This window comes from Candidatus Pelagibacter sp. (assembly GCF_052049855.1).
Classification (GTDB): Bacteria; Pseudomonadota; Alphaproteobacteria; order Pelagibacterales; family Pelagibacteraceae; genus Pelagibacter.
This window is the reverse complement of record NZ_JBNGZE010000001.1, coordinates 129,502-152,539: the sequence shown is the minus strand read 5'-3', so window position 1 is coordinate 152,539 and position 23,038 is coordinate 129,502. Positions and strand designations below refer to the sequence as shown.

General features: G+C 27.9%; 26 protein-coding genes. 13 read left to right on the top strand and 13 right to left on the bottom strand.

The window, feature by feature from the left end; translation table 11 throughout:
• Position 1: 1 nt before the first annotated feature.
• From ACTT9X_RS00810 to uraH, 5 genes are read right to left on the bottom strand one after another with little or no spacing between them, the layout of a single operon-like run.
• Positions 2–910: a urate hydroxylase PuuD gene (locus ACTT9X_RS00810; protein WP_440933805.1), complete on the bottom strand. Its 909-nt coding sequence runs from the start codon at positions 908–910 to the stop codon at positions 2–4.
• The gene (locus tag ACTT9X_RS00805; RefSeq protein ID WP_440933804.1) at positions 910–1,380 is read right to left on the bottom strand and encodes a nucleoside deaminase; all 471 of its coding nucleotides are present in this window, start codon (positions 1,378–1,380) and stop codon (positions 910–912) included. Before ACTT9X_RS00805 ends, ACTT9X_RS00810 begins: the two co-directional genes overlap by 1 nt.
• Entirely contained in the window at positions 1,370–3,679 is a 2,310-nt protein-coding gene (gene xdhB / locus ACTT9X_RS00800) for a xanthine dehydrogenase molybdopterin binding subunit (RefSeq protein ID WP_440933803.1), read from the bottom strand. The genes ACTT9X_RS00805 and xdhB overlap by 11 nt, the downstream gene beginning before the upstream one ends.
• Positions 3,680–5,116 carry a xanthine dehydrogenase small subunit gene (gene xdhA, locus ACTT9X_RS00795; RefSeq protein WP_440933802.1) on the bottom strand — a complete coding sequence of 479 codons (1,437 nt, stop codon included), beginning with the start codon at positions 5,114–5,116 and terminating at the stop codon, positions 3,680–3,682.
• Positions 5,117–5,467 carry a hydroxyisourate hydrolase gene (gene uraH, locus ACTT9X_RS00790; protein ID WP_440933801.1) on the bottom strand — a complete coding sequence of 117 codons (351 nt, stop codon included), beginning with the start codon at positions 5,465–5,467 and terminating at the stop codon, positions 5,117–5,119.
• Between the two features lie 48 nt (positions 5,468–5,515).
• Here uraH and uraD point away from each other — a divergent pair, with 48 nt between their 5' ends.
• From uraD to puuE, 4 genes are read left to right on the top strand one after another with little or no spacing between them, the layout of a single operon-like run.
• A complete protein-coding gene (uraD, locus tag ACTT9X_RS00785) occupies positions 5,516–6,013 on the top strand; it encodes a 2-oxo-4-hydroxy-4-carboxy-5-ureidoimidazoline decarboxylase (protein WP_440933800.1) in 498 nt (165 codons plus the stop codon).
• On the top strand, positions 6,010–6,996 hold the full coding sequence (gene alc / locus ACTT9X_RS00780) for an allantoicase (protein ID WP_440933799.1): 987 nt from the start codon (positions 6,010–6,012) through the stop codon (positions 6,994–6,996). Before uraD ends, alc begins: the two co-directional genes overlap by 4 nt.
• Positions 6,993–7,484, top strand: coding sequence for an ureidoglycolate lyase (locus tag ACTT9X_RS00775; protein WP_440933798.1), 492 nt, complete (start codon positions 6,993–6,995; stop codon positions 7,482–7,484). The genes alc and ACTT9X_RS00775 overlap by 4 nt, the downstream gene beginning before the upstream one ends.
• Positions 7,481–8,380, top strand: a complete 900-nt coding sequence (puuE, locus tag ACTT9X_RS00770) for an allantoinase PuuE (RefSeq protein ID WP_440933797.1) — start codon at positions 7,481–7,483, stop codon at positions 8,378–8,380. The genes ACTT9X_RS00775 and puuE overlap by 4 nt, the downstream gene beginning before the upstream one ends.
• A gap of 8 nt (positions 8,381–8,388) precedes the next feature.
• Here puuE and ACTT9X_RS00765 read toward each other — a convergent pair whose 3' ends face one another.
• Positions 8,389–8,712 (bottom strand): c-type cytochrome, encoded by a 324-nt coding sequence (locus ACTT9X_RS00765; protein ID WP_440933796.1) that lies wholly within the window; start codon positions 8,710–8,712, stop codon positions 8,389–8,391.
• Positions 8,713–8,755: 43 nt separating this feature from the next.
• Here ACTT9X_RS00765 and ACTT9X_RS00760 point away from each other — a divergent pair, with 43 nt between their 5' ends.
• From ACTT9X_RS00760 to ACTT9X_RS00745, 4 genes are read left to right on the top strand one after another with little or no spacing between them, the layout of a single operon-like run.
• Positions 8,756–9,043, top strand: a complete 288-nt coding sequence (locus tag ACTT9X_RS00760; protein WP_440933795.1) for a DUF1330 domain-containing protein — start codon at positions 8,756–8,758, stop codon at positions 9,041–9,043.
• A 13-nt stretch (positions 9,044–9,056) separates the two neighbouring features.
• Positions 9,057–9,386, top strand: coding sequence for an XdhC family protein (locus ACTT9X_RS00755; RefSeq protein ID WP_440933794.1), 330 nt, complete (start codon positions 9,057–9,059; stop codon positions 9,384–9,386).
• The gene (locus ACTT9X_RS00750; protein ID WP_440933793.1) at positions 9,386–10,066 is read left to right on the top strand and encodes an XdhC family protein; all 681 of its coding nucleotides are present in this window, start codon (positions 9,386–9,388) and stop codon (positions 10,064–10,066) included. The genes ACTT9X_RS00755 and ACTT9X_RS00750 overlap by 1 nt, the downstream gene beginning before the upstream one ends.
• Before the next feature lie 44 nt (positions 10,067–10,110).
• Positions 10,111–10,998 (top strand): hypothetical protein, encoded by an 888-nt coding sequence (locus ACTT9X_RS00745; protein ID WP_440933792.1) that lies wholly within the window; start codon positions 10,111–10,113, stop codon positions 10,996–10,998.
• Positions 10,999–11,007: 9 nt separating this feature from the next.
• On the opposite strand, the gene ACTT9X_RS00740 is transcribed toward ACTT9X_RS00745, so the two are convergent.
• Both ACTT9X_RS00740 and ACTT9X_RS00735 read right to left on the bottom strand, forming a co-directional pair.
• A complete protein-coding gene (locus ACTT9X_RS00740) occupies positions 11,008–11,643 on the bottom strand; it encodes a DNA-3-methyladenine glycosylase family protein (protein WP_440933791.1) in 636 nt (211 codons plus the stop codon).
• Entirely contained in the window at positions 11,636–12,517 is an 882-nt protein-coding gene (locus ACTT9X_RS00735; RefSeq protein WP_440933790.1) for a DMT family transporter, read from the bottom strand. The genes ACTT9X_RS00740 and ACTT9X_RS00735 overlap by 8 nt, the downstream gene beginning before the upstream one ends.
• Positions 12,518–12,551: 34 nt before the next feature.
• On the opposite strand from ACTT9X_RS00735, the gene msrA reads away from it, so the two are divergent.
• The 4 genes from msrA to ACTT9X_RS00715 are packed head-to-tail and all read left to right on the top strand — an operon-like array spanning position 12,552 to position 17,932.
• Positions 12,552–12,995, top strand: a complete 444-nt coding sequence (gene msrA, locus ACTT9X_RS00730; RefSeq protein WP_440933789.1) for a peptide-methionine (S)-S-oxide reductase MsrA — start codon at positions 12,552–12,554, stop codon at positions 12,993–12,995.
• A 1-nt stretch (position 12,996) separates the two neighbouring features.
• Entirely contained in the window at positions 12,997–13,809 is an 813-nt protein-coding gene (locus ACTT9X_RS00725; protein WP_440933788.1) for a sulfurtransferase, read from the top strand.
• Between the two features lie 3 nt (positions 13,810–13,812).
• Positions 13,813–14,805 (top strand): efflux RND transporter periplasmic adaptor subunit, encoded by a 993-nt coding sequence (locus ACTT9X_RS00720; RefSeq protein WP_440933787.1) that lies wholly within the window; start codon positions 13,813–13,815, stop codon positions 14,803–14,805.
• Between the two features lie 4 nt (positions 14,806–14,809).
• Positions 14,810–17,932 carry an efflux RND transporter permease subunit gene (locus tag ACTT9X_RS00715; RefSeq protein WP_440933786.1) on the top strand — a complete coding sequence of 1,041 codons (3,123 nt, stop codon included), beginning with the start codon at positions 14,810–14,812 and terminating at the stop codon, positions 17,930–17,932.
• On the opposite strand, the gene ACTT9X_RS00710 is transcribed toward ACTT9X_RS00715, so the two are convergent.
• Positions 17,929–18,528, bottom strand: coding sequence for a transglycosylase SLT domain-containing protein (locus tag ACTT9X_RS00710; protein WP_440933785.1), 600 nt, complete (start codon positions 18,526–18,528; stop codon positions 17,929–17,931). The two genes, ACTT9X_RS00715 and ACTT9X_RS00710, sit on opposite strands and share 4 nt — an antisense overlap.
• Positions 18,529–18,949: 421 nt before the next feature.
• Here ACTT9X_RS00710 and ACTT9X_RS00705 point away from each other — a divergent pair, with 421 nt between their 5' ends.
• On the top strand, positions 18,950–19,657 hold the full coding sequence (locus ACTT9X_RS00705) for a 2,3-bisphosphoglycerate-dependent phosphoglycerate mutase (RefSeq protein ID WP_440933784.1): 708 nt from the start codon (positions 18,950–18,952) through the stop codon (positions 19,655–19,657).
• On the opposite strand, the gene ACTT9X_RS00700 is transcribed toward ACTT9X_RS00705, so the two are convergent.
• The 4 genes from ACTT9X_RS00700 to ahcY are packed head-to-tail and all read right to left on the bottom strand — an operon-like array spanning position 19,635 to position 23,009.
• Positions 19,635–20,324 (bottom strand): sugar phosphate nucleotidyltransferase, encoded by a 690-nt coding sequence (locus ACTT9X_RS00700; RefSeq protein ID WP_440933783.1) that lies wholly within the window; start codon positions 20,322–20,324, stop codon positions 19,635–19,637. The two genes, ACTT9X_RS00705 and ACTT9X_RS00700, sit on opposite strands and share 23 nt — an antisense overlap.
• A gap of 4 nt (positions 20,325–20,328) precedes the next feature.
• Positions 20,329–21,273 carry a phosphotransferase gene (locus ACTT9X_RS00695; RefSeq protein WP_440933782.1) on the bottom strand — a complete coding sequence of 315 codons (945 nt, stop codon included), beginning with the start codon at positions 21,271–21,273 and terminating at the stop codon, positions 20,329–20,331.
• Positions 21,274–21,289: 16 nt separating this feature from the next.
• Positions 21,290–21,739, bottom strand: coding sequence for a tRNA (adenosine(37)-N6)-threonylcarbamoyltransferase complex ATPase subunit type 1 TsaE (gene tsaE, locus ACTT9X_RS00690; protein WP_440933781.1), 450 nt, complete (start codon positions 21,737–21,739; stop codon positions 21,290–21,292).
• The gene (gene ahcY / locus ACTT9X_RS00685; RefSeq protein WP_440933780.1) at positions 21,723–23,009 is read right to left on the bottom strand and encodes an adenosylhomocysteinase; all 1,287 of its coding nucleotides are present in this window, start codon (positions 23,007–23,009) and stop codon (positions 21,723–21,725) included. Before ahcY ends, tsaE begins: the two co-directional genes overlap by 17 nt.
• Positions 23,010–23,038: the final 29 nt, after the last annotated feature.

Genomic DNA, 23,038 nt, shown 5'->3' with positions numbered 1-23,038 from the left:
TTTATTTAAATAATAAAACTAAAACTGCAAGAACGATAAGTGCAAATATTGAAGATACTAAAATATACAACCTATGAATGTTTCTTCCTCTTAAATTAAAATAATGTCGTGCTACTCCAGTAATGATTGCTAATGCACATAATATTAACCAATTATATTGATGATAAACTAAGAAACTTGAGTGCCCAGAAAGCATTATAAACAATACTAAAAAAGTGGAATAATTATTATGAATTGATCTCTGTTTTGCTGCTAAAGATAGACTCATATCAAATTTTTCACCTCTTTCACTACTGCTGATAATGTTCATTTGATTGGGTATAATTACTGTAAAAACATTACCAAACATATTGGTTCCTATAATTAATCCAACACTCAAAATTGCAAATTTTGGTCCAAACAATTTTGTTAAACCAAAGGAAACAGCTGCTAATAAAATAATTGCGGTAGATATAAACAATACATTATTTTCAATCAATTTTGATTTACACAATAGATCATATATTAACCAAAAAATAATTAATGATAAAAGTGAGATAATAATAGCGTAACTAGGAGGCATCAACAGGACACGTTTATCAACCATTAATACACTAGCGTTATAATAATAAATTACAACTAAGAGCAACATTCCTGTTACAAAAGTTAGGTAACTTTGCCATTTAAATATTACTAATCTATTTAAATAATCTTGTGGTGGTGAGGTTTTTAATCTTGTAAGTTTATAAAAAAATCCTGAATGCATCAGATATCCTTCTCCATCGACATCATCGCTTGTTATATTTTTATTTAAATTATTGTCTAAGTAATTAAATAAAAAACTGTTACCTACCCATAATATTGCAAATACTACATGACCCCATCTTAGAATAACCTCTAACCATTTAATTGTATAAGGTAAGAATTCCATCAGTATTTTATTTTATCTACTTTTTTATCCCAAATTTCAAATGCTTTTAAAGCTTCTTCTCTAAGCATTTGTACCATTTTAATTTTCCTATCATCAATCTTTTTTGGAATTTCTGTATAAATAAATGAGTCATCAAAATCTATGTTTTTTGCATCTTCTCTAGTGTTTGCGTAATATATTTTATCTAATCTTGACCAATAAATAGCTGAAAGACACATCGGACAAGGTTCACAAGATGTAAAAATTTCACATCCTGAAAGATCAAAAGTATTTAAATTTTTACAGGCTTCTCGAATTGCTACTATTTCTCCATGAGCAGTTGGATCATTTGTAGAAGTAACTTTATTAGAGCCCTCTGCAATTATTTTTTTATCCTTAATTATAATACTTCCAAAAGGACCCCCTGTTGTACTGGCACTTTTTATTGAAAGTTCAATGGCTTTTGCCATAAATTTTTTTTTATCTTCCATTTTTTATTTTATTTTTAATTTTGTTAATACTCATTAAAATTCTTTCAGGTGTTGCAGGTGCATTAAGTGCTGGTGCAAACTGATAGTCTCCAACTGAAGCAACTGCATCTTTAATTGCATAAAAAACGCTCATAGCCAACATTAGAGGGGGTTCACCGGTTGTCTTTGCTTTATTAACAACTTTTTCTTTATTTATTCCCTCTTTAAAAATTTCTACGTTAAATTTTTTTGGAATATCACTTACAGCAGGTATTTTATAGGTTGATGGAGAGAAAGTTGTAATCTGGCCATTTGATTTCCAATTAAGTTCTTCAATTGTCAACCAACCTTGTCCTTGAACAAAACCACCTTCGATCTGACCTAATTCAAGTGATGGGTTTATTGGTTTTCCTGCATCATGCAAAATATCAACTCTTTCTAGGATATTTTCACCAGTCAATGTATCTATAGTTACTTCTGAAACAGCGGCACCATAACAAAAGTAATAAAATGGTCTTCCTCTGAATTTTTTTTTATCAAAGTTTATTTTTGGTGTTGAATAAAAACCTGAAGATGAAAGAGAAACTCTATTTAGATATGCTTCTTGAATAATGCTTTTAAATTCAAACTGTCTATTTCCAAATATTATATATTGATCTTTATAAATTGCTTCTTGATTGTAGATCTTATATTTTTTTTTAATAAATTTTTCTAAATTTAATTTAATTTTTGCTACTGCATTTAATGCTGCAGCACCATTAAGGTCTGTGGTTGAAGATGCAGCACTAGCTGAAGTATTTGGAACTTTTGCTGTATTTGTTGATGAAATGTGTACTAAATTATATGGTAATCCTAGAGAATTAGCCACTAGTTGAGCTATTTTTGTATGAGTTCCTTGACCCATTTCTATACCACCATGGTTCAAATACACACTTCCATCTGTATAAATATGTACTAAAGCACCAGCTTGATTTAAATGAATTGTTGTAAACGAAATCCCAAATTTTAATGGTGTAATAGCTATACCCTTCTTTTTAAATTTATTTTTTTCATTGAATTTTTTTATATCTAAATATCTTTTCTTATAATTAGATTTATTTTCTAAACTTATAAATATTTCATTAATCACATTGTCTTCAATAGTCATTCCGTAGTGTGTTACATTTTTTTTATTTTTTTGATAAAAATTTTTCTTTCGAACTTCAATAGGATCTATTTTTAAATATCTTGAAATATTATCTATAACATTTTCTATAGCCATCATTCCTTGATTTCCACCAAAGCCTCTAAATGCAGTTGAGGTTGGAATATTTGTCCTACATAAATTATTTGTTACCTCAATATCAGATATGTAATATGCATTGTCTATATGAAGCAAAGCTCTTTCATTTATTGCTGCCGATAAATCAGGCGACATTCCGCAATTTGATGATAAGTTAATTTTTAATCCTTCAATAATTCCTTCATCATTAAAACCAACTTCGTATTCAGATAAAAATTCATGCCTTTTACCAGTCAAAATTATATCATCGTCTCTATCTAGTCTTAATTTTACAGGCTGACCCGTTTTTTTTGCCAATAACGCACAAATACATGCAGTCATGAAATTTGTCTCTTTCCCTCCAAATCCACCTCCAATTCTTCTTACTTCGACATTTATTGAATTACTTTTTTGATTAAACATTTTTGCAATTAATTGTTGCGTCTCTGAAGGATGTTGTGTTGAGCTGTAAACTAAAAAATTATCATCTTCTTTAGGTATTACAAACGCTGCCTGGCCCTCTAAATAAAAGTGTTCTTGACTTCCAGTTGTAAAATTTCCTTTCAAATTATTTTTTGAATTTTCTATTTTCTTAGAAGGGTTCCCTTTTTTAATTTTTCTAGGCTTAAACAAAAACTGTTTTTTATTTAAAGCATCTTTTATTGTGATAACTGGTTTTAAATCTTTGTAAGTTATTTTGGCCTTTAATACTGCTTTTCTTGCAAGTTCAGTAGTTGTAGCAGCAACAGCAAATAATGGTTGTCCAAAAAACTCAACTTTTTTATCTGGAAATATTGGATCACCATCAAAAACTGGACCTACATCGTTCCTTCCCGGGATATCACTTTTAGTAACTACTGATATCACCCCTTCACTTTTTTTTACATCACTTAGGTCTATTTTTTTGATTATTGCATGCGCTTTTTTGCTTAAACCAATAGCACCATAAATTGTATTTTTTGGTTCATTAATGTCGTCGGTGTATTCAGCATATCCACTTACATGCTTATAAGCACTGTCATGTGGTCTTACATCATTAATATAGTTCTCTTTACTCATTTAATTAACTCTTGTTAGCTTATTAGAATCCATTTCTACAAAACATTTCATCAATAAATTTTTTGCTATCTCTAGTCTATATTCCTTACTTGCTCTCATATCCCCTATAGGACTTAAGTCTTTATCAAGATAATTTTTGGCTTGATTAAAAGTACTCAAATTAAGAGGTTTATTTTTAAGAACTTTCTCACAGGCCCTAGCTCTTTTTGGTACAGCTGCCATACCTCCAAAAGCAATAAAAACCTCTTTAATTTTATTTTTATCAATTTCAAAATTAAAAGATCCACAAACAGATGAAATGTCATCATCAAATCTTTTTGATATTTTAAATGCTTTAAAAATGTTTTTTTTAAATAATGGTATTTTTATTGAGTGAATAAATTCATTCTTTTTTAATTTAGTTTTTCTGTAATCAAGGAAAAAATTATTTATAGGAATAACTTTTCTTTTATCGAAGCTTTCGATCAAAATTTCTGCATTTAAAGATAACAAAATTGGTAATGTATCACCTATAGGAGATGCTGTTGCAATGTTACCGCCTATAGTTCCTACATTTCGAATTTGAACAGAACCATATCTTTTAAGAACTAAATAAAAATCTGGATAATGTTTTTTAATTTCTTTTTCAAATTTTATTAGAGGCGTGGAGGCTCCAACCTCCAAGTAATTTTTATTTACTTTTATAAAGTCTAATTCTTTTATTTCTTTTAAATCAATTATAAATGGAATTTCTTTTCTTTCTTTTGTAACTTTTAAAGATAAGTCAGTTCCACCTGCAAGAAAACTAAAATTGGAATATTTTTTAATTATATTTTTTAAATCCTTTACATTTTTTGGTGAAAAATAAATTTTATCATCTTTTTTAATATAAATATTTTTTGGTTTAATTTTTTTTAATAATTGAATAACTTTATTATTATTTTTACTAAATTGATCATTTTTGTTTTTTTTATTTAAACTTTTTGCAGCATCTATTATGGGTCTATAACCAGTGCAACGACATAAATTACCTGATATAGAATCTGTTATTAATTCATTATTTAAATTTTTGTTATTTTTAAACATTGAAAACAAAGACATGACGAATCCTGGGGTGCAGAAACCGCATTGTGAGCCATGGAATTTTACCATCGCATCTTGCACAGGATGAAGTTTACCATCTTTAGAAACTAAATCTTCTACAATTAAAAGTTGTTTACCATTTAATGATGGGACAAATGAAATACAGGAATTAATTGCTTTGTATATAATCTTATTATCCACTAATTCGCCTAAAACAATTGTACACGCACCACAACCACCCTCTGAACATCCTTCTTTGGTTCCAGTCTTTTTTAATTCGGTTCTAATATAATTAAGTAAAGTTTGATTTGGATCAGGATTATTGATTACTATAAGCTTATCATTTAATAAAAATTTTACAGAGCTAGATATCACTTAACTACCTCTATAAGTAGAATAACTCCAAGGTGAAACAAGTAAAGGGACATGATAATGTTTTGAAGGATCTGAAATACCAAATCTGAGAACAACATCATCCAAGAATGGAACATCACTAGCTGCAGATGTATTTTTAAAATAATCACCAATATAAAAAACTAATTCATATTTACCCTTTACAAAAATATCTCCCTCAGCTAATGGAGAGTCGGCTCTACCGTCATCATTAAGTTTTGTTGAGGTTAATTTTTTTCGTTCTGAATTACTAATATGAAATAACTCAACTAATATACCTTTGCCAGGTTTACCAGAATATACATCTAAAACATGAGTTGTTAGCTTTGTCATAAAATTATAGTATCATTTAATTTCAAACTTAAATTTTTTTAAAGTTATATGAGAACAATAGATAACATTAACGATCTTAACAAGTCTGATTTTTTGTCTGTATTTGGTAATGTTTTTGAAAAAACTGAATCAGTTGCTCTAGAAGCTTTTGAGTCAAAACCATTTAAAAACTTCGAAGATATTATGTCTAAAATGCTTGATATATATGAAAATTATGAAAAAAATAAAATTTTAGAAATTTTTAATGCTCATCCGGAGCTTGCTGTAGCAAAAAAAATGACCTCAGAATCTATATCTGAACAAACCTCTGCAAAGTTAAATCAATGTTCTAATGATGAATATGAGGAATTTAAAAAATTAAATATAGAATATAAAAAAAAATTTAATTTTCCATTTATAATTGCTGTAAAAGGTAAAAATAAAAATGAAATTTTGAATAATTTTAGACAAAGAATACAAAGTGATGTAGAAAGTGAATTCCTTGAAGCAAAAAAACAAGTTAAAAAAATTGCAACCTTTCGTTTAAATGAAATAAATAAAAAATGAAAAGATTTATAAGTACAAAAATGATAAACCTGGCAGATCCAAGAATTGGAACTAAAATTATATTTAAGACTGATGATTTTTTTGCAGCTGCTCATAGAATTTTAAAAATTGAAACTCCAGTTTTTAAAGATGGACTATTTGACAAACATGGTAAATGGATGGATGGATGGGAAACAAGGAGAAGAAGGTCAAAAGGTTTTGATTATTTGATTTTAAAACTTGGTAAACCTGGAAAGATATTTAATATAGACATTGACACAACACACTTCAATGGAAACCAACCCACACATGCTTCAATAGAAGGTTGCTTAAGTAAAACAAAACCTAATAAGAAAACTAAATGGAGTTCTTTACTGAACAAAAAAAAACTTGGACCAAGCACAAACCATAGTTTCAAATCAAAAAACAAATCTGTTTTTAATTATATAAAACTAAACATTTTTCCAGATGGTGGAATTGCAAGACTGAGACTTTACGGAAAAATTGAAATGGAAAAAAACCTTTTAGATAATAAAATTATCAACCTTACATCTGTTTTAAATGGTGCTTCAATTATTGGTTGTAATAACGAACATTTTGGCAGAGCTGAGAATATCATAGCACCTGGTAAAGGGAAAAATATGGGAGATGGTTGGGAAACAAGAAGAAGTCGAGGAAAAAACTCTGATTGGCTTATAATAAAATTTGGAAATCCAGGATTAATAAAAAAATTAGAAATAGATACCCATCATTTTAAAGGAAACTATCCCGATAGTTGTTCAATTCAAACTGCAAATATTACAAAAGAAATCTCTAATAAATCAATTATCAATAATTCAAAAAATTGGAAGTTTATTTTAGATAAGTCAAAACTTTCAGCTCACAAGAAACATATTTTTAAAAAATTCTTAATTAAAAGAAGTAAGGAAAATTATCTTAAAATAAATATTTATCCAGACGGAGGAATTTCAAGAATAAGGGCATTTGGAAATTTTGTAAAATGAAAGTAATAAAAGCAAAAAAAATTACTAAAAAAAAATTTTTTAAATTTGGTCAATTAATAGATACGTCAAAAAAAAATCCTATAAATATTAATGATGGATATGCAAAAAGATTTGATAATTTAATAAATTTAGATGCATCTAAAAATAAAGGGAAAGCAATTGTTAGTATTTTCAAAGCGAAAAAAAGAAAGTTTCCTATGAAAATTGATATGATGGAAAAACACCCTTTAGGAAGCCAAGCCTTTATACCAATGGAAGATACAAAATTTTTAGTATTTGTGGCGCCGAAAGGAGATAAACCGGATATAAATAAAATTGAATCCTTTGTGGTCCCCAAACAAACTGGAGTTAATTACAATGCCGGTATTTGGCACTTTCCACTTATTTCTGTGAAAAATATGAATTTTCTAATTGTTGATAGAAAGGGAAAAGGTAACAATCTTGTAATTTATAAATTTAAAAAAGATAAAATTATTTTAAAAAAATGAAAAAAAAATATCCAAGAGATTTGGTAGGATATGGTTCCAAAACAATCAAAGTAAGGTGGCCTGGTAATGCTAAGTTAGCTTTGCAATTTGTACTAAATTATGAAGAAGGAGCAGAAAATTGTACTCTTCATGGTGATAGAACTTCAGAAGTATTTTTATCAGAAATAATAGGAGCAAAACCAATTAAAGGTCGACACTTAAACATGGAGTCAATTTATGAATATGGATCAAGAAGAGGGTTTTGGAGAATTCATGATCTATTTAATAAAAGAAAAATTCCACTTACTATTTTTGGAGTTGGTATGGCCTTAGAGAGAAATAAAGAAGTTTGTACAGCTATCAAAAAAGCAAAGTATGAAGTTGCTTGTCATGGGTGGAGATGGATTGATTATCAAAATGTATCAAAGAAAAAAGAAAAGAATGACATGAAACTTGCAGTAAAATCTATAAAAAAGATTTTTGGAACTCAACCTGCTGGTTGGTACACTGGTAGATGTAGTATAAATACTTTAGATTTAGTAATTGATAATGGTAATTTTTTATACTGTAGCGATACATACAGTGATGATCTTCCTTATTGGATTAAAAAAGGTAATAAAAAACAACTCATGGTTCCTTATACGCTTGATAACAATGATATGAGATTTGCAACCAATCAAGGATTTAACTCAGGTGAACAATTTTATAATTATTTAAAAGATAGTTTCGATGCTCTTTATGAGGAGGGAAAAACTTCACCAAAGATGATGTCAGTTGGCTTGCACTGTAGATTAATTGGAAGGCCTGGTAGAATACAGTCCCTTAAAAAATTTTTAAATTACATCACAAAATTTAAAGATATTTGGGTCTGCAAAAGAGTAGATATAGCTAAACACTGGATAAAAAATTATAGTTAAAATTGTTATTATTGTTCCGCAGCTATAGAAGTATAGTGAGCAACTGCCTCTATTTCCTCATCAGTAAGTATACCTTCCATTGCAGGCATTACTCCAATACCATTTCTAACTGCCATTATAATTCTTTGAATATCAGGTCTGATTTCATTTAAATTCGGACCAACCATTGAGTTCGAACCAGCATCTGAGAGCATATGGCATGCTGCACAATTACCAGCTCCTAGAAAAACCTCTTTTCCTTTATTAAACAATTCATCAGCATAAACTTGCGTTAGTGATAAAAATATTAAAAATAAAGATGTACCAAAGAAATTTAAAAATAATTTTTTCACCTAAATTTGGTATCATAATTAAAAAAATTTAAAAAGGAGAATTATGAAAGCTTATTGGATTGCGAATTACACTGAAATAAAAGATGACGAAAGACTTAAAAAATATGCCGTTAAAGCTAAAGAAGCGGTTGAAAAATATTCTGGAAAAATTATTGCTAGAAGTGCAAATAACCTGACTTTAGAAGGTAGGGAAATGGTTAGAGTAGCTCTTGCCGAATTTCCAGATATTGAAACAGCAAAAAATTGTTACAACTCTAAGGAATATGTGGAGGCTAGAAAACATTTAGAAAATAATGCTGTTAGAGAGCATATAATTTTTGAAGGAATGTAAAATTATAAATCAAATGACACAATCATTAAAAGATACAATCTTAGAAGAGGCAATTTCATGGATTGAGGCTGATCAACAAGTAGCTCTTGCGACTGTAATTAAAACTTGGGGATCCTCTCCGTTTCAAGTTGGAAGTAAAATGATAATTAGTGATAATGGTAATTTTTTAGGATCAGTTTCGGGTGGTTGTGTCGAAGCAAGCGTAATTAACGAATGTATGGAATTAATGAAAAATAAGAATTCTTTTAAGAAAATAGAATTTAAAGTCACTGATGAAAGTGCGTGGAATGTTGGTCTTGCATGTGGAGGAGAAATGACTGTTTTTATAGAAAAGGTAAATTAATGAAAATAGAAACACTTAAAGAAATAATAGAAAAAAAATTATCCAATGAACAGTTTACGGTTTTAACTAATTTAAGTAACGGATCCTCTGAAATATTTAAAATTGGAACACCCTTAAGTAAAAATTTTATAAGTTATAAAGATGAAATAGAGAATTATTATAATTTAAAAAAAAGTGGTGTCATTGATGATACCGAAATTTTTATTCAAAATTATATTAAACCAGTCGAAGTTATAATTGTGGGTGCTGTACATATTGCTCAATATTTAATTGAGTTTTTAAAACACCTTAATTTTAATATTACAATTATAGATCCAAGAGAATATTTCGTAAGTAAACAAAAATTTCAAAATATAAAAATTATAAATAAATGGCCCGATGAAGCTTTTGAAAATTTTCAAACAAACTCTAACATGGCTTTAATTACTTTAACTCATGATCCAAAAATTGATGACCCAGCATTAAAACATGCTTTAAAACAAAAATTTTTTTATATAGGTGCTTTGGGAAGTAAAAAAACTCACGAGAATAGATGCAAAAGATTGAATGAAGATGGATTTAACGATGAAGAAATCGCCTCAATACATGGGCCAATTGGAATTAAACTTGGAGGAAAATCTGCTCCTGAAATAGCTTTATCAATTGTTGCCCAGTTAGTATCGGAGATAAACAAATTTTGATTGTATATTTATCTATAGTAAATTTTTAATATATAAAAAAGATTATGAAGATATTTGATTGCTTTATGTATTTTGATGAAGAAATGATTTTAGAGCTTAGGCTAAATATTTTAGATAAATACGTTGATTATTTTGTAATAGTAGAAAGTACATTCACTCATCGTGGAGAGAAGAGAGAACTAAAATTTAATCAAAATAAGTTTGAACACTTTAAAGATAAAATTATTTATCTCATTTATGATCAAGTTCCAGAGGATATAGAACATATCAATGCAAAAGATACTGAGAAAGAGAAATCAAGAAAATTAATTATGAATGCAATTTTTAGGGAGAATGGTCAAAGAAATTTTATTACAAAGGGTTTAAAAGATGCTGAAAGTGAAGATATAATTTTGATTTCAGATGTAGATGAAATTCCAAACCTAAATAATTTAGATTTTAATCAAATAAATCAAAAAATTTTTTTGTTTGAACAAGATATGCTTTATTACAAATTTAATTTAAAATTACCTAACTTATCATGGAAAGGATCTAGGGGCTGTAGAAAGAAACATTTTAAAAATCCTCAGTGGTTAAGAAATATAAAAGACCGTAAATACCCATTTTATAGGATAGATGCATTTTTTTCTGAAAAAAAATTTATTAACTGCAAGATTATTAAAAATGGTGGATGGCATTTTACTAATATTAAAACAGCTGAAGAAATAGAACATAAATTAAAATCATATCTTCATCATATTGAATTTGATAAAAATCCGCTAACAACTAGTCAAATTAATGAAATAATTAAAGATAAAATTGCAGTTTATGATTTATTTGCAGATCAAAGAGAAAATAAATTAGGTGGAAACAAATTAGAAAATTATCCCCTACAAAATTTACCTAACTTTTTAATTGATAATTTAGAGAAATATAAAGAATGGATAGATTGATATAATGATTTAGTACTGGATAGGTTCTGGGTCTATACTTCTCCACAAGTACCAAGTAGCAACTGAACAATATGGTGAAAATTTTTTATTTAAATAATTAACGTAACTTTCTGGTGGTAGATATTTTTTATTAAAATTTTTAGAAATAGCTCTTAATAAACCAATGTCCTGGATTGGCCAAATATTAGGACGATTATAAGTAAACAACAAAATCATTTCTGCTGACCATCTCCCAATTTGTCTTAATTGAGAAAGATAAATTATGGCATCTTCATCAGACATTTTCGAAATCAGTCTTGGATTAAATTCCTTGTTCAATACTTGTTTGGCTAAACTTTTAATTCCTTTAACTTTCTGTCTACTTAAACCACAGCTTTTTAATTGAGCAGTAGATAATTTAATCACTGTTTTTGCATTAATCTTATTTTTACATTTTTTTTTAAATTTAAAAAAAACTGAATTAGCAGCAGCAACGCTAATTTGCTGACCGATAATACTTTTGCAAAGGGAGAAAAAAACATCTTTTCTTGAGGTAAGAACTGTTTCTGATGGAGATTTATATTTTTTAATTAAATTAGACATAGTTTTATCTTTTTTTGATAAATATTTTTTTGCTTTATTCCAATATGATGGGGTTTTACTCATGTCGTGAAACAGATAGCTTTTTTTTCAAATACATTTCTCTTCTAAATATAATAATAGATGAAATAATGACCAATAAAGCACCTAATAATGTTTTATAAGTTGGTATTTCGTTCCAAATAAAAAATCCAAAAATTATAGCAAAGACTAATCCAAGATATTTTAAAGGGGAAACTAAACTTACTTCTGAATATTTGTAAGATTGTGATAACCATAAATTAGCAAGACCACCTAATATACCAACCATGGATAACAAAAATAAATCAAGTAAACTTGGTAAAATCCACCCCTGATAAAGAGATAAAAAACTTAGAAGCATTATTGAGAATGAAAAGAAAAAACTAATTAACCAAGGAGGCTCAGTTGAAGATAATTTTCTTATAGCAATAGCAACATAAGACAAACCTAAGCAAAAAATTATTGGATAAATATAATATAAATTTAAAGAGCTAAAACCTGGTTCAGTAATAAAAATTATACCAACAAATCCAACTAAGACCGCTAGCCAACGATAAATACCAACTTTTTCTTTTAACAAAAAAATTGAAAATATTGTTATAAATATTGGTGCAGCAAAAGAAATGCTTACAACTGTTGCTAAAGGCAAATTTCTTAATGCTATAAATATTGAAACCAAAGCAATCAATCCTGCTAAACATCTTTTAAAATGAAGAAATGGTCTAGTTGTTTTATAAAAATCTAAATATCTGTCTTTAGGAATAAGAAATAAAATAGGAATTATTCCACAAAATCCTCTGAAAAATAATACTTGTCCAACAGGATAATCATCAGACCATTTAACAATCACGTCCATAAGTGAAAATGCACATACCGATATGAACATGTAAAAAAAGCCTAATTGATTTTTTGATAGCATATGATTAACTTTAGATTAATTAAGTTAATTATCAATGGAAATAGCAATTTTAGGATTGGGATGTTTTTGGGGACCAGAAATTAAGTTTAGTAAACTTGATGGAGTTATAAAAACAGAAGTAGGTTATTGTGGAGGTCATAATGCTGAAACAAATTATAAAGAAGTATGCACAGGCACAACAAATCATGCAGAAGTAGTAAAATTAGATTTTGATCCTAAAGTAATATCATATGAGAAAATTCTTGAATATTTTTTTGAAATTCATGATCCGACAACTTTAAATTCTCAAGGACCAGATTTTGGAACCCAATATAGAAGTGAAATATTTTATTTAAATGATCACCAAAAAATTACTGCTGAAAAAATGATAGAAAAAGAAAACGTCAAATTATCGGGAAAAGTAGTAACAAAAACTTCTTTAGTTAAAAATTATTGTCCTGCTGAAGAGTATCATCAAAGATATTTGGAAAAAAGATAAAATGTCTTTAGTTGATACAAGTTGGTTAGAAAATAACATTGATAAAGTAAAAATTATTGATTGCTCATGGCACATGCCTCAAACACAAAGAAATGGTTTTAAGGAATATATAGAGGAACATATTCCAAATGCTATTTTTTTTGATTTAGATAAAAATTCTAAATTAGATACTGATTTACCACATATGCTTACTGATCCTAAATCTTGGGAAAAAATAATGAGAAACATGGGTATAGAAAATAATGATCGAATAGTAATTTATGATAATTCTGATGTGATTAGTTCTTGTAGATGTTGGTACAATTTAATTTATTATGGACATGATCCTAAACTAGTCCATGTTCTGGATGGTGGATTAAAAAAATGGAAAAAAGAAAATAAATCTACAGATAATAAAAAAGTAACCAATCAAACTTCAAATTATATATGTAAAGAAAATATAGAACTAGTTAAAAATAAAAAACAAATAGATGAAAATATTAATTCACATGAATTTAATGTTGTTGATGCAAGAAGTAGAGAAAGATTTGAAGGCAAAGTTGCTGAACCCAGAAAAGGTCTCCGAAGTGGTTCAATTAAAAATTCTTTTTGTTTACCCTTTTCTGAATTAATAAATGAAGACCATACCTTCGTTAGTAAAGATAAGATAATTGAAAAATTTAAGTCATTTAAATTTGATCATGATAAGAATATAGTATTTTCATGTGGTTCTGGGGTTACCGCAAGTGTATTGGCACTAGCTTATTCTTTAATAAATGCTAAATATATGCCGACAATTTACGATGGCTCTTGGGCTGAATACGGAAAAAATTAACTTATGAAAACATCTACAAAAATAACAAGTATAGTAATAATATTTTTCTTAATCATTGCAACAGTGATCATTGGAAGAACAATGATTGGAAATCATTTCAAAAAAAAATTTAGTAAAAGACCACCTCCTGGAATAATAATAACTACTACTCAAGAAAGAGTTTTTGAAAATATTGTTAGTACCTATGGGACCGCAACTCCGATTCAAACACAATCATTTAAAATTGAAAAATATGAAATATTAAAACCTATAAAATTTAATCAAAAAGTTAAAAAGGGTGACGTAATTGCTGAGCTTAAAAATCGAAAAGTAATTGCTCAATTTGATGGTGTTATTGGTAAAAGAGAATTTTCGGAAGATATAGAGGTTTCAAAATCTTCAATATTAATTAATGTTGAAGATACTAGCTCAATATATTGTGACGTAGATATACCTGAAATTTTTGTACCATTTATTAAGGTTGGCCTGCCAGTTGATATTAAATTTTCTGGATATAAAAATAAAATTTATAAAGGTGAAGTAGACTCTTTTGCTAGCAGGATAAGTGAAGATACAAGATCTTTGGCAACAAGAATTAAGATGAACAATTCATCAGGTGAAATATTACCTGGCTCATTTTTAGAAATATCAATTAAATATGATGTAAGAAATGGCTTAAGTGCTCCTGACACTAGTACAATTGTAGAGGGTGAAAATGTTTTTATTTATAAAGTAGATGAAAAAAATAAAGTAATGAAAACAAAAGTAACCATTGGTGATAGATACTTAGGCTTCGTAGAAATATTAGATGGATTAAATAATGGAGATAAAATTGTTGCGGAAGGAACAAAAAAAGTAAGACCAAATTTAACAATCAGACCTATAGAGAAAGGTGCTAAAAAAAAACAAGGAAATTCTAGCTGGGGTGAAAAAAAGTCAAAAAAAGCTGAAGAAAAAAAAGGTAAATTTGATTGGTTGAAAAATATTTTTAAAAAATCAGATAAAGAGAAAAAATAATTAAATGTATATAACTGAAGTTAGCATTAAACGACCTGTGGTAGCTTGGGTCATGTCTTTAATATTAATTATTTTTGGTATTTTTGTCTTTTTAGAATTGCCAGTAAGAGAACTTCCTGATGGTATACAGCCTCCGGTAGTTCAAGTTCAAACTGATTATAAATCTGCCTCAGCCGAAATTGTTGATGAAGAAATAACTCAAAAATTAGAGGATGTAATTGGAGGAGCTGAGGGTATCAAAAATATTGAATCAAGTTCTCTCAATGGAAGAAGTAGGATTAATATTCAATTCAACACAGACATTGATTTAGATGATGCTGCTAATGATATTAGGGAAAGAGTTGCAAGGGTTGTAGATAATTTACCAAGTGAATCAAACCCTCCGCAAATTTTAAAACAGGCAGCAGGTTTTACAACTACAATGTGGGTAGCTTTATCATCTCCAACTTGGAATGATTTAGATCTTGGAGATTATGCTGAAAGATATCTAATAGATGCGTTTTCAAGTGTACCAAACGTAGGTCGAATTTTAGTTGGTGGGTTAAGAGAGCTTAGTGTTAGAGTTTGGATAGATCCAATAAAATTAGCTGCAAACGATCTTACAATTCAAGAAGTTGAAAGAGCTCTTAGGAATGAGAATATAAATCTCCCAGCTGGGACCTTAGAAGCTAATAATAAAGACTTAACTTTAAACATTGATAAATCTTATACTAATATTGATACAATTAAACAATTGCCACTTAAGAAAAAAAAAGAAAAGGTTATCATTTTATCTGATGTGGCTAATATAGAGTTAGGACCTGTTTCAGAAAAAACTTTATTTAAAGCACAAAGAAAAAATGCAGAAAATTTAAAAACTGTTGGTATTGGTATTTATGCTAAAAGTGGTGCATCAACGGTAGAGCTTTCTAAACAGATAAAAACTAAAATCAAAGAACTTAACAAATCCTTACCTGATGGATTAAAGTTAGAAATAGCATTTAACAGAGCAACCTACATTGGTGCTGCAATAGAAGAAGTATATAAAAGTTTAGTAATTGCATTTGTATTAGTTGTTTTGATTATTTACCTTTTTTTAGGTAACTTTAAAGCAGTAATAGTTCCTGCGGTTGCTTTACCAGTAAGTCTTATTGGATCGTTTCTAGGGTTATATATATTTGATCTATCAATTAATATTTTCGTATTACTAAGTTTCATTCTAGCAATTGGTATAATCACTGATGACTCTGTGATTATGACTGATGCAATCTATACAAGAATTGAAAATGGTGAAACACCTTTAGTGGCTGCATACAAAGGTTCTAAACAAATTACATTTGCAATTATTGCAACAACTTTAATTCTTATAGCAGTATTTTTACCTTTAATTTTTATTAAAGGGATATCAGGAACTTTGTTTAAAGAAACAGCAATAGCCTTATCATTTTCAATTGTTGTATCTTCTTTTGTCGCATTAACATTATCTCCAATGCTAGGAAGTAAATTTTTAACCAAAAAACAAAAAGTCAATTTCTTTGTAAAAAAATTTAACTATGGATTTAAATCTTTTACAGGATTTTATTTAAATTCACTTAAATATTGGGTCAATAAACAAAAAACTATTTCAATATTTATAATTTTAATTATTGCTGCCTCAGCTTATTTGTTTAGTTTTTCAAAAAAAGAATTAATACCAATTGAAGATAGGGGTGCTTATTTAATTATTGGGTCAACTGATGAAGGAAGTTCATTTGAATATACCCAAGAAAAAGCGCAAATAATTGAAGGAAGAATATTAAGATTATTGAAGGCAGAAGACAGTCCATATGCAAGACTAATAATGAGAGTTCCTGGTTTTGGAAAATCTGCAACATCTTATAACAGTTTTATAATTATTGCATTACTTGATGAGTGGAAAAATAGAGAAAAAGGTAGTCAACAAATACTAAGAGAAGCTATCGGACAAGTAGTATCTGTACCTGAAACTTTTGCTTTTCCAATTTCTCCACAATCAATAAGAGTATCTAGTTACAATAAACCTGTTCAAATGGTCATATATGGATCTAGCTATGAGGAATTAGAGGAAATTCAAAATAGTGTCTTAAGAGAATTAAGAAAAAATAGAAATATGTTCAGAATTGAAAGTGATTATACAAAAAACAAACCTGAGGTTAAATTAATCACAAACAAAAACAGAGCAAATGATTTAGGGGTTTCTACTGAAAATATAGGTAGAACTTTAGAAACTCTTTATGGAGGAAAAAGGGTAACAAATTTCAGTAAAGATGGAAGAGAATACCCAATTATTTTACAACAATATTTGAGTGACAGAAGAGATAAAGATGGGTTATCAAAAATTTTTGTTAGATCTGAAACCACTGGCGAACTTGTATCTGTTGCAAGTTTAGTTGAATTTAATGAAAAAGGCACTGCTGAAACGCTTCCAAGGTATAATCGTCAAAGAGCTGTTACAATTTCTGCTGCCCTTGCTGAAGATTATACTCTAACAGAAGCAATTAAATACCTAGAAGATGTCATGATTAGAGTTGCTCCTCAAAATCAAATCACATGGAAAGGAAAATCTGAAGAGTTAAAAGAAACAACAAATGAAATATACTTAATTTTTGCCCTTGCTTTGTTAACTGCCTATTTGGTTATGGCAGCAACATTTAACTCATTTGTTCATCCATTTATTATTATTTTAACAGTTCCATTAGCTGTATTTGGTGGCTTAGTATTTATTTTATTTTTAAATAGTTCAGTAAATATTTTTTCTCAAATAGCTTTAATAATACTCATTGGTATATCCACAAAGAATAGTATTTTGATTGTAGATTACACAAACCAGATAAGAACCACCGGTGTTAAAATCCAGGATGCAATAATTAAAGCTTGTCAACTTAGAATTCGACCAATCATAATGACCTCACTTAGTACAATGATAGCAATGCTTCCATTAGTTATTGGAAATATTGGTCCAGGTGCAGGTGAAGGCTCTAGATTAGCTGTGGGTTCTACAATTTTAGGAGGTATGATCATTTCAACTTTCTTTACTTTATATGTTACTCCAACAATGTATTTAGCTCTTGCAAAAAATACGAAGCGTATTGATGCAGTTGATATTGAATTAAAAAAACAATTAAATTAAAAAATAATATATTTTGACGTTGATAAAGAATTTTTACATTCTGATAATTGTTGCTTATAAATATTTGATTGCTTCTCAACTCTTTTAGCTAAATTAATTACTTTTTTATTGTTTTTATAATTTTTAAAGTTACCCCATCCTTCATGATAAGCTAGATACTGCTTGAAAGCATCTTTTTTTGAAACTTTTAGAATTTTTTCAGTTTTGTTTGTATACCAACCAATAAAATCTACACTATCTTTAAATCTTGTTCTGACGGCAAGCTTATTCCCAGTTTCTTCTTTGTATTGTTTCCAAGTTCCTTTTACAGCCTGAGAATACCCAAAAGAACTTGATGGTCTCTTGTATGGCACTATTTTAAATAATTTCTGTCTAGGAGGTTTTGCTAACCAGTCAAAACTGGATTCCATTTTTATAATTGCAAGCTGTAAATGAACTGGAGTTCCCCATTTCTTTTCAGCTTTTTTTGTGTGTTTGTACCACATGTATCTTTCATTAAATATAGAACAGCTATCTGCTGTATTTTTAGGAACAGATGAACAGCCTGAAATTAATATAATTAAAAAAAATAAAAAATTAATTTTTAATGTTTTCATTTTTGTTAAAAAAATAAACAATAATTGTTATTATAATAACACCTATAAAATTTCCAAATAAATCAGAAATTTCAAAACTTCTTTCGGGTATAACGTAGTGCAGTATCTCAAGCATTATTGATAAAAATATTAAATAAAAAGTAAGAAATATAAATTGAGACGATTTATTAAATGTTAAATAGCCAATAATAGAAAACAGAACAAACGCGTAAAAGTGATTAGTCGAGACTATAAAATCTGCTGTTATTTGTGGTTGTAATTTGCAATCATCGTATAGAAAGCAACCAAGTAAACTACCAGGATATAAATATAATAGTATCAAAAAGAAATTGAATAAATAAAAAAAAAATTTATATTTCGAAAAAAAATTAATCATTAATAATATAGTTTTATTTATCAAATTGATCTAAAAGATAAACAAATGAGTTACTTAATTTTAGTTAGACATGGTCAAAGTGTATGGAATCTAGAAAAAAAATTTACTGGATGGGTCGATGTAGATTTAACAGAAAATGGGCAATCTGAGGCCAAAAAGGCTGGCCAACTAATAAAACAAGAAAATATTGAAATTAATCTTTATTATTCTTCATTTCAATTAAGAGCAAAAAATACTTTAAAAATAATACAAGAAGAATTGGAAGATTTTAAAGAAGTAAAGAATGCATGGGAACTAAACGAGAGACATTATGGAGCTCTGACAGGTTTAAATAAAGATGAAATGAAAAAAAAACTTGGAGAAGAAAAAGTTCATCAATTTAGACGTTCTTGGGACCTTAGACCCGACCCTTTAGATAAAAAAAATTCATATCACCCACTAAATATTGAAACATACAAAAAAATTCCATTAGAAAAAATTCCTGATACCGAGTCACTGAAAGATACATATGAAAGAGTAATAAATTTTTATAGTAATGAGATAGAACACAAATCAAATGAAAATATTCTTATTTCTGCTCACGGAAATTCCATTAGAGCTCTTTGCAAATATTTGTTTAATTTAAATAACAATGAGATCTCTAAACTTGAAATTCCAACAGGAAATCCACTTTTAATTGAATTAGAAAACAGCAAAATTTCTAAATGCAAATATCTTGATCAAGCGCGAGCTAAAGATCTTTTAGTTTTTTAAATATATCCAGATCAGTTAAATGATAAAAGTCTTTTTGGCTTTCATAACCAAATAACTTTTTTTGATCTAATAAATTATTCCAAATTTCCAAAATTGAGTAATTTTCTATTTTCTCTTTAATAAATAATTTTTTATTAATTATTTGACATCCGATGTAAATAAATTCTTTTTCAGCCTCTTTGTTAATTAAATTATTTTTTAAATTAAAATCACCTTTTAACTTTTTATCAAAACTAAATTTTTTATTTACTAAAAGAAGAATGTTTTCTAATTTTTCAGAAAAATACATTTTTTCCATTTTCAATATCTCATCTTTGTAATCATTATTCCAGATTGTATCTGGATTAAAAATTATAAAATCCTTTTCATTAGAGTGTTTAATCATATTTTGAATACCTCCCCCTGTATCTAAAATATAATCACCATCATCGATTATTTTGATATCAATATTGAAATTTTTACTATTTAATAAAACTGAAAATTGATTCTTTAAATAAAAAGTATTTATTAAGATTTTTTGAATACCTAGTTTTTTGATTAAATTAATACATCTCTCCAGCATACTTACATCTTTAATCTCTAATAAGGGCTTAGGAGTATTTAAAGTAATTGGGTTTAATCTCTTACCAAAACCTGCGCATAAAATTAAAGCTGTATTTATTTTCATAACTTTACCTTATAAATTTTGGAAAATTATTTTTTAATAGCATAAACAAATTATTGAATTCATTTTGCTCCTTAATTCTATGATTAATCAATTCCCAAGCGTTAGGAATTAATTTAAGATATTTTTTTTTATTGTCTCTTATAGCTAATCGCATAAATATACCAATTATTTTTAAATTCCTTAAAACAGATAATATTTCAAAATCTTTTTTAAATTGTTCTAAATCAATTTTTTTATTTGTTTTGACGTAAAACCTAAATACTTTCTCTTTTAATTGATTGGGTGTTTTTAATCTTACATCATCAATTAAAGACGCTAAATCGTAAGCTCTATTGCCAATTAATGCATCTTGACTATCTATTACTGCAATTTTTTTATTATGATACATCAAATTTGAAACATGAAAATCTCTATGAACAAATGTAATATTTTTATAATTTAATTTTGATAATAATTTTTTTATCTCTAATCTAAATTTTTTTTTGAATTGAATACTTTTGGATTTAGACAATACCTTTGGTGCATACCAGTCACAAAAAAGTTTAGTTTCATCAAACAAAATTTTGTATTTATATTCTTTAACTTTATATAATTTCTTTTTAAAATTTTTTACTTTTTTATCTTTTATTAGTTGTATTTTATTTAAAATTTTTATTATCTTTTTAAAAATGACATATTTATTATTTTTTTTGTTTTTTAAAATTTTAAACAAAGTTTGATCTCCAAAGTCATTTATTTCTATATAATTATTAATGTAATTCTCACTTATTAGATTTGGAGCTAAAATTTTATTTTTAATTAAAATTTTATTTATAGCATCGTAAATTAAAAGATTTTTTAACTTTTCTTTCTTGGATATTACAATAATAGATTTGTTTTCTCTGTTTCTGTAAAATTCTCTAAAAGATGCGTCACCTTTTATTTTTTTCAATTTTGCTAAGCTTTTCATCAAAATAGGTTGTAATTTAAACTTTTATATCTACAGTTCTATCATTTAATTGATTTAAATAATTAAATGTTAAAGTTATAAATTTTATATCTTGTTTGTCAGCTATCAATTGTGGCCATTCTATAAGTGTGATTAATTTATTATCTTTCTCAAAAATGTCTAAATTATTAATGTCTTCTTTCCTATTAATTCTAAATAAATCATAATGTTTTATTCTTATATCTTGCACCTGATACTCGTTTAATAAACTAAATGTAGGGCTTGTAATTTCTGATTGTGTTAAATTATTTATTTTTTGATACTCATTTATAAAATATTTTACAAAAGTTGTTTTACCAACGCCCATCTCTCCATATAAAAAAACAAACTCGCCGCCTTTAAGATGTTTTGTAAATTCTTTAGCTAATTCTTTAGTTAACTTCTCTGAAGTGATATCAATTGTGCTATCTTTAATAGCGATAGGCATCTGGTTTGAAAGGACCTTCTGTTCCAACGCTTATATAATCTGCTTGCTCTTTTGATAATTTTGTTAGTTTTGCCCCAACTTTTTTTAAATGCAAAGTTGCTACTTTTTCATCTAAATGTTTTGGAAGTACATAAACTTTATTTTCATAATTTTTATGATTATGCCAAAGTTCTATTTGAGCAATAACTTGATTAGTAAATGATGCGCTCATTACAAAACTTGGATGTCCAGTTGCACAACCAAGATTAACCAGTCTTCCTTCAGCTAAAAGAATAATTCTTTTACCATTAGGCAACTCTATTTCGTGCACTTGAGGTTTTACTTCAGTCCACTTATAATTCTTAAGAGCCTCAACTTGTATTTCATTATCAAAGTGACCAATATTACATAAGATGGCTCTATCCTTCATATCTCTCATATGGTCTGCTGTAACAATATCTTTGTTACCTGTAGCTGTTACAACTATATCCGCTCTACTTATGGCCTCCTCCATTAATACCACTTCATAACCTTCCATTGCAGCTTGGAGAGCACAAATTGGATCTGCCTCAGTAACTAAAACTCTAGCACCACTTTGTCTTAAAGATGCAGCACTTCCTTTTCCAACGTCTCCAAAACCAGCAACAACTGCAATTTTTCCAGACATCATTACGTCAGTAGCTCTTCTAATTCCATCAACTAAGCTTTCTCTGCATCCATATAAATTATCAAATTTTGATTTTGTAACAGAGTCATTCACGTTTATTGCTGGAACTAAAAGCGATTTATCTTTTTCCATTTTATTAAGTGCTTTAATTCCAGTGGTAGTCTCTTCTGAAACTCCCTTTATATCTTTCATTAAATCCTGGTATTCATTGTGCATGATAGCTGTTAAATCTCCACCATCATCTAATAACATGTTTGGTTTCCAATCAGGTTTTCCAATTATAGTTTGTTTAATACACCATAAATATTCCTCTTCTGTTTCACCTTTCCATGCGTAAACAGAAATCCCAGCTTTAGCGATGGCTGCAGCCGCATGATCTTGAGTTGAAAAAATATTACAAGAAGACCATCTCACTTCAGCACCCAATGCAACTAAAGTTTCAATTAATACAGCTGTTTGTATTGTCATATGTAGACATCCAATTATTCTTGCACCTTTTAATGGTTTTTCTTTAGAATACTCTTCTCGTAAAGCCATTAAACCAGGCATTTCACTTTCGGCTATTGATATTTCTTTTCTACCAAATTCAGCTTGAGCTATGTCTTTTACTTTATAATCTTCCATGGCAAGCTTTATACAGCTAAGTATTTATT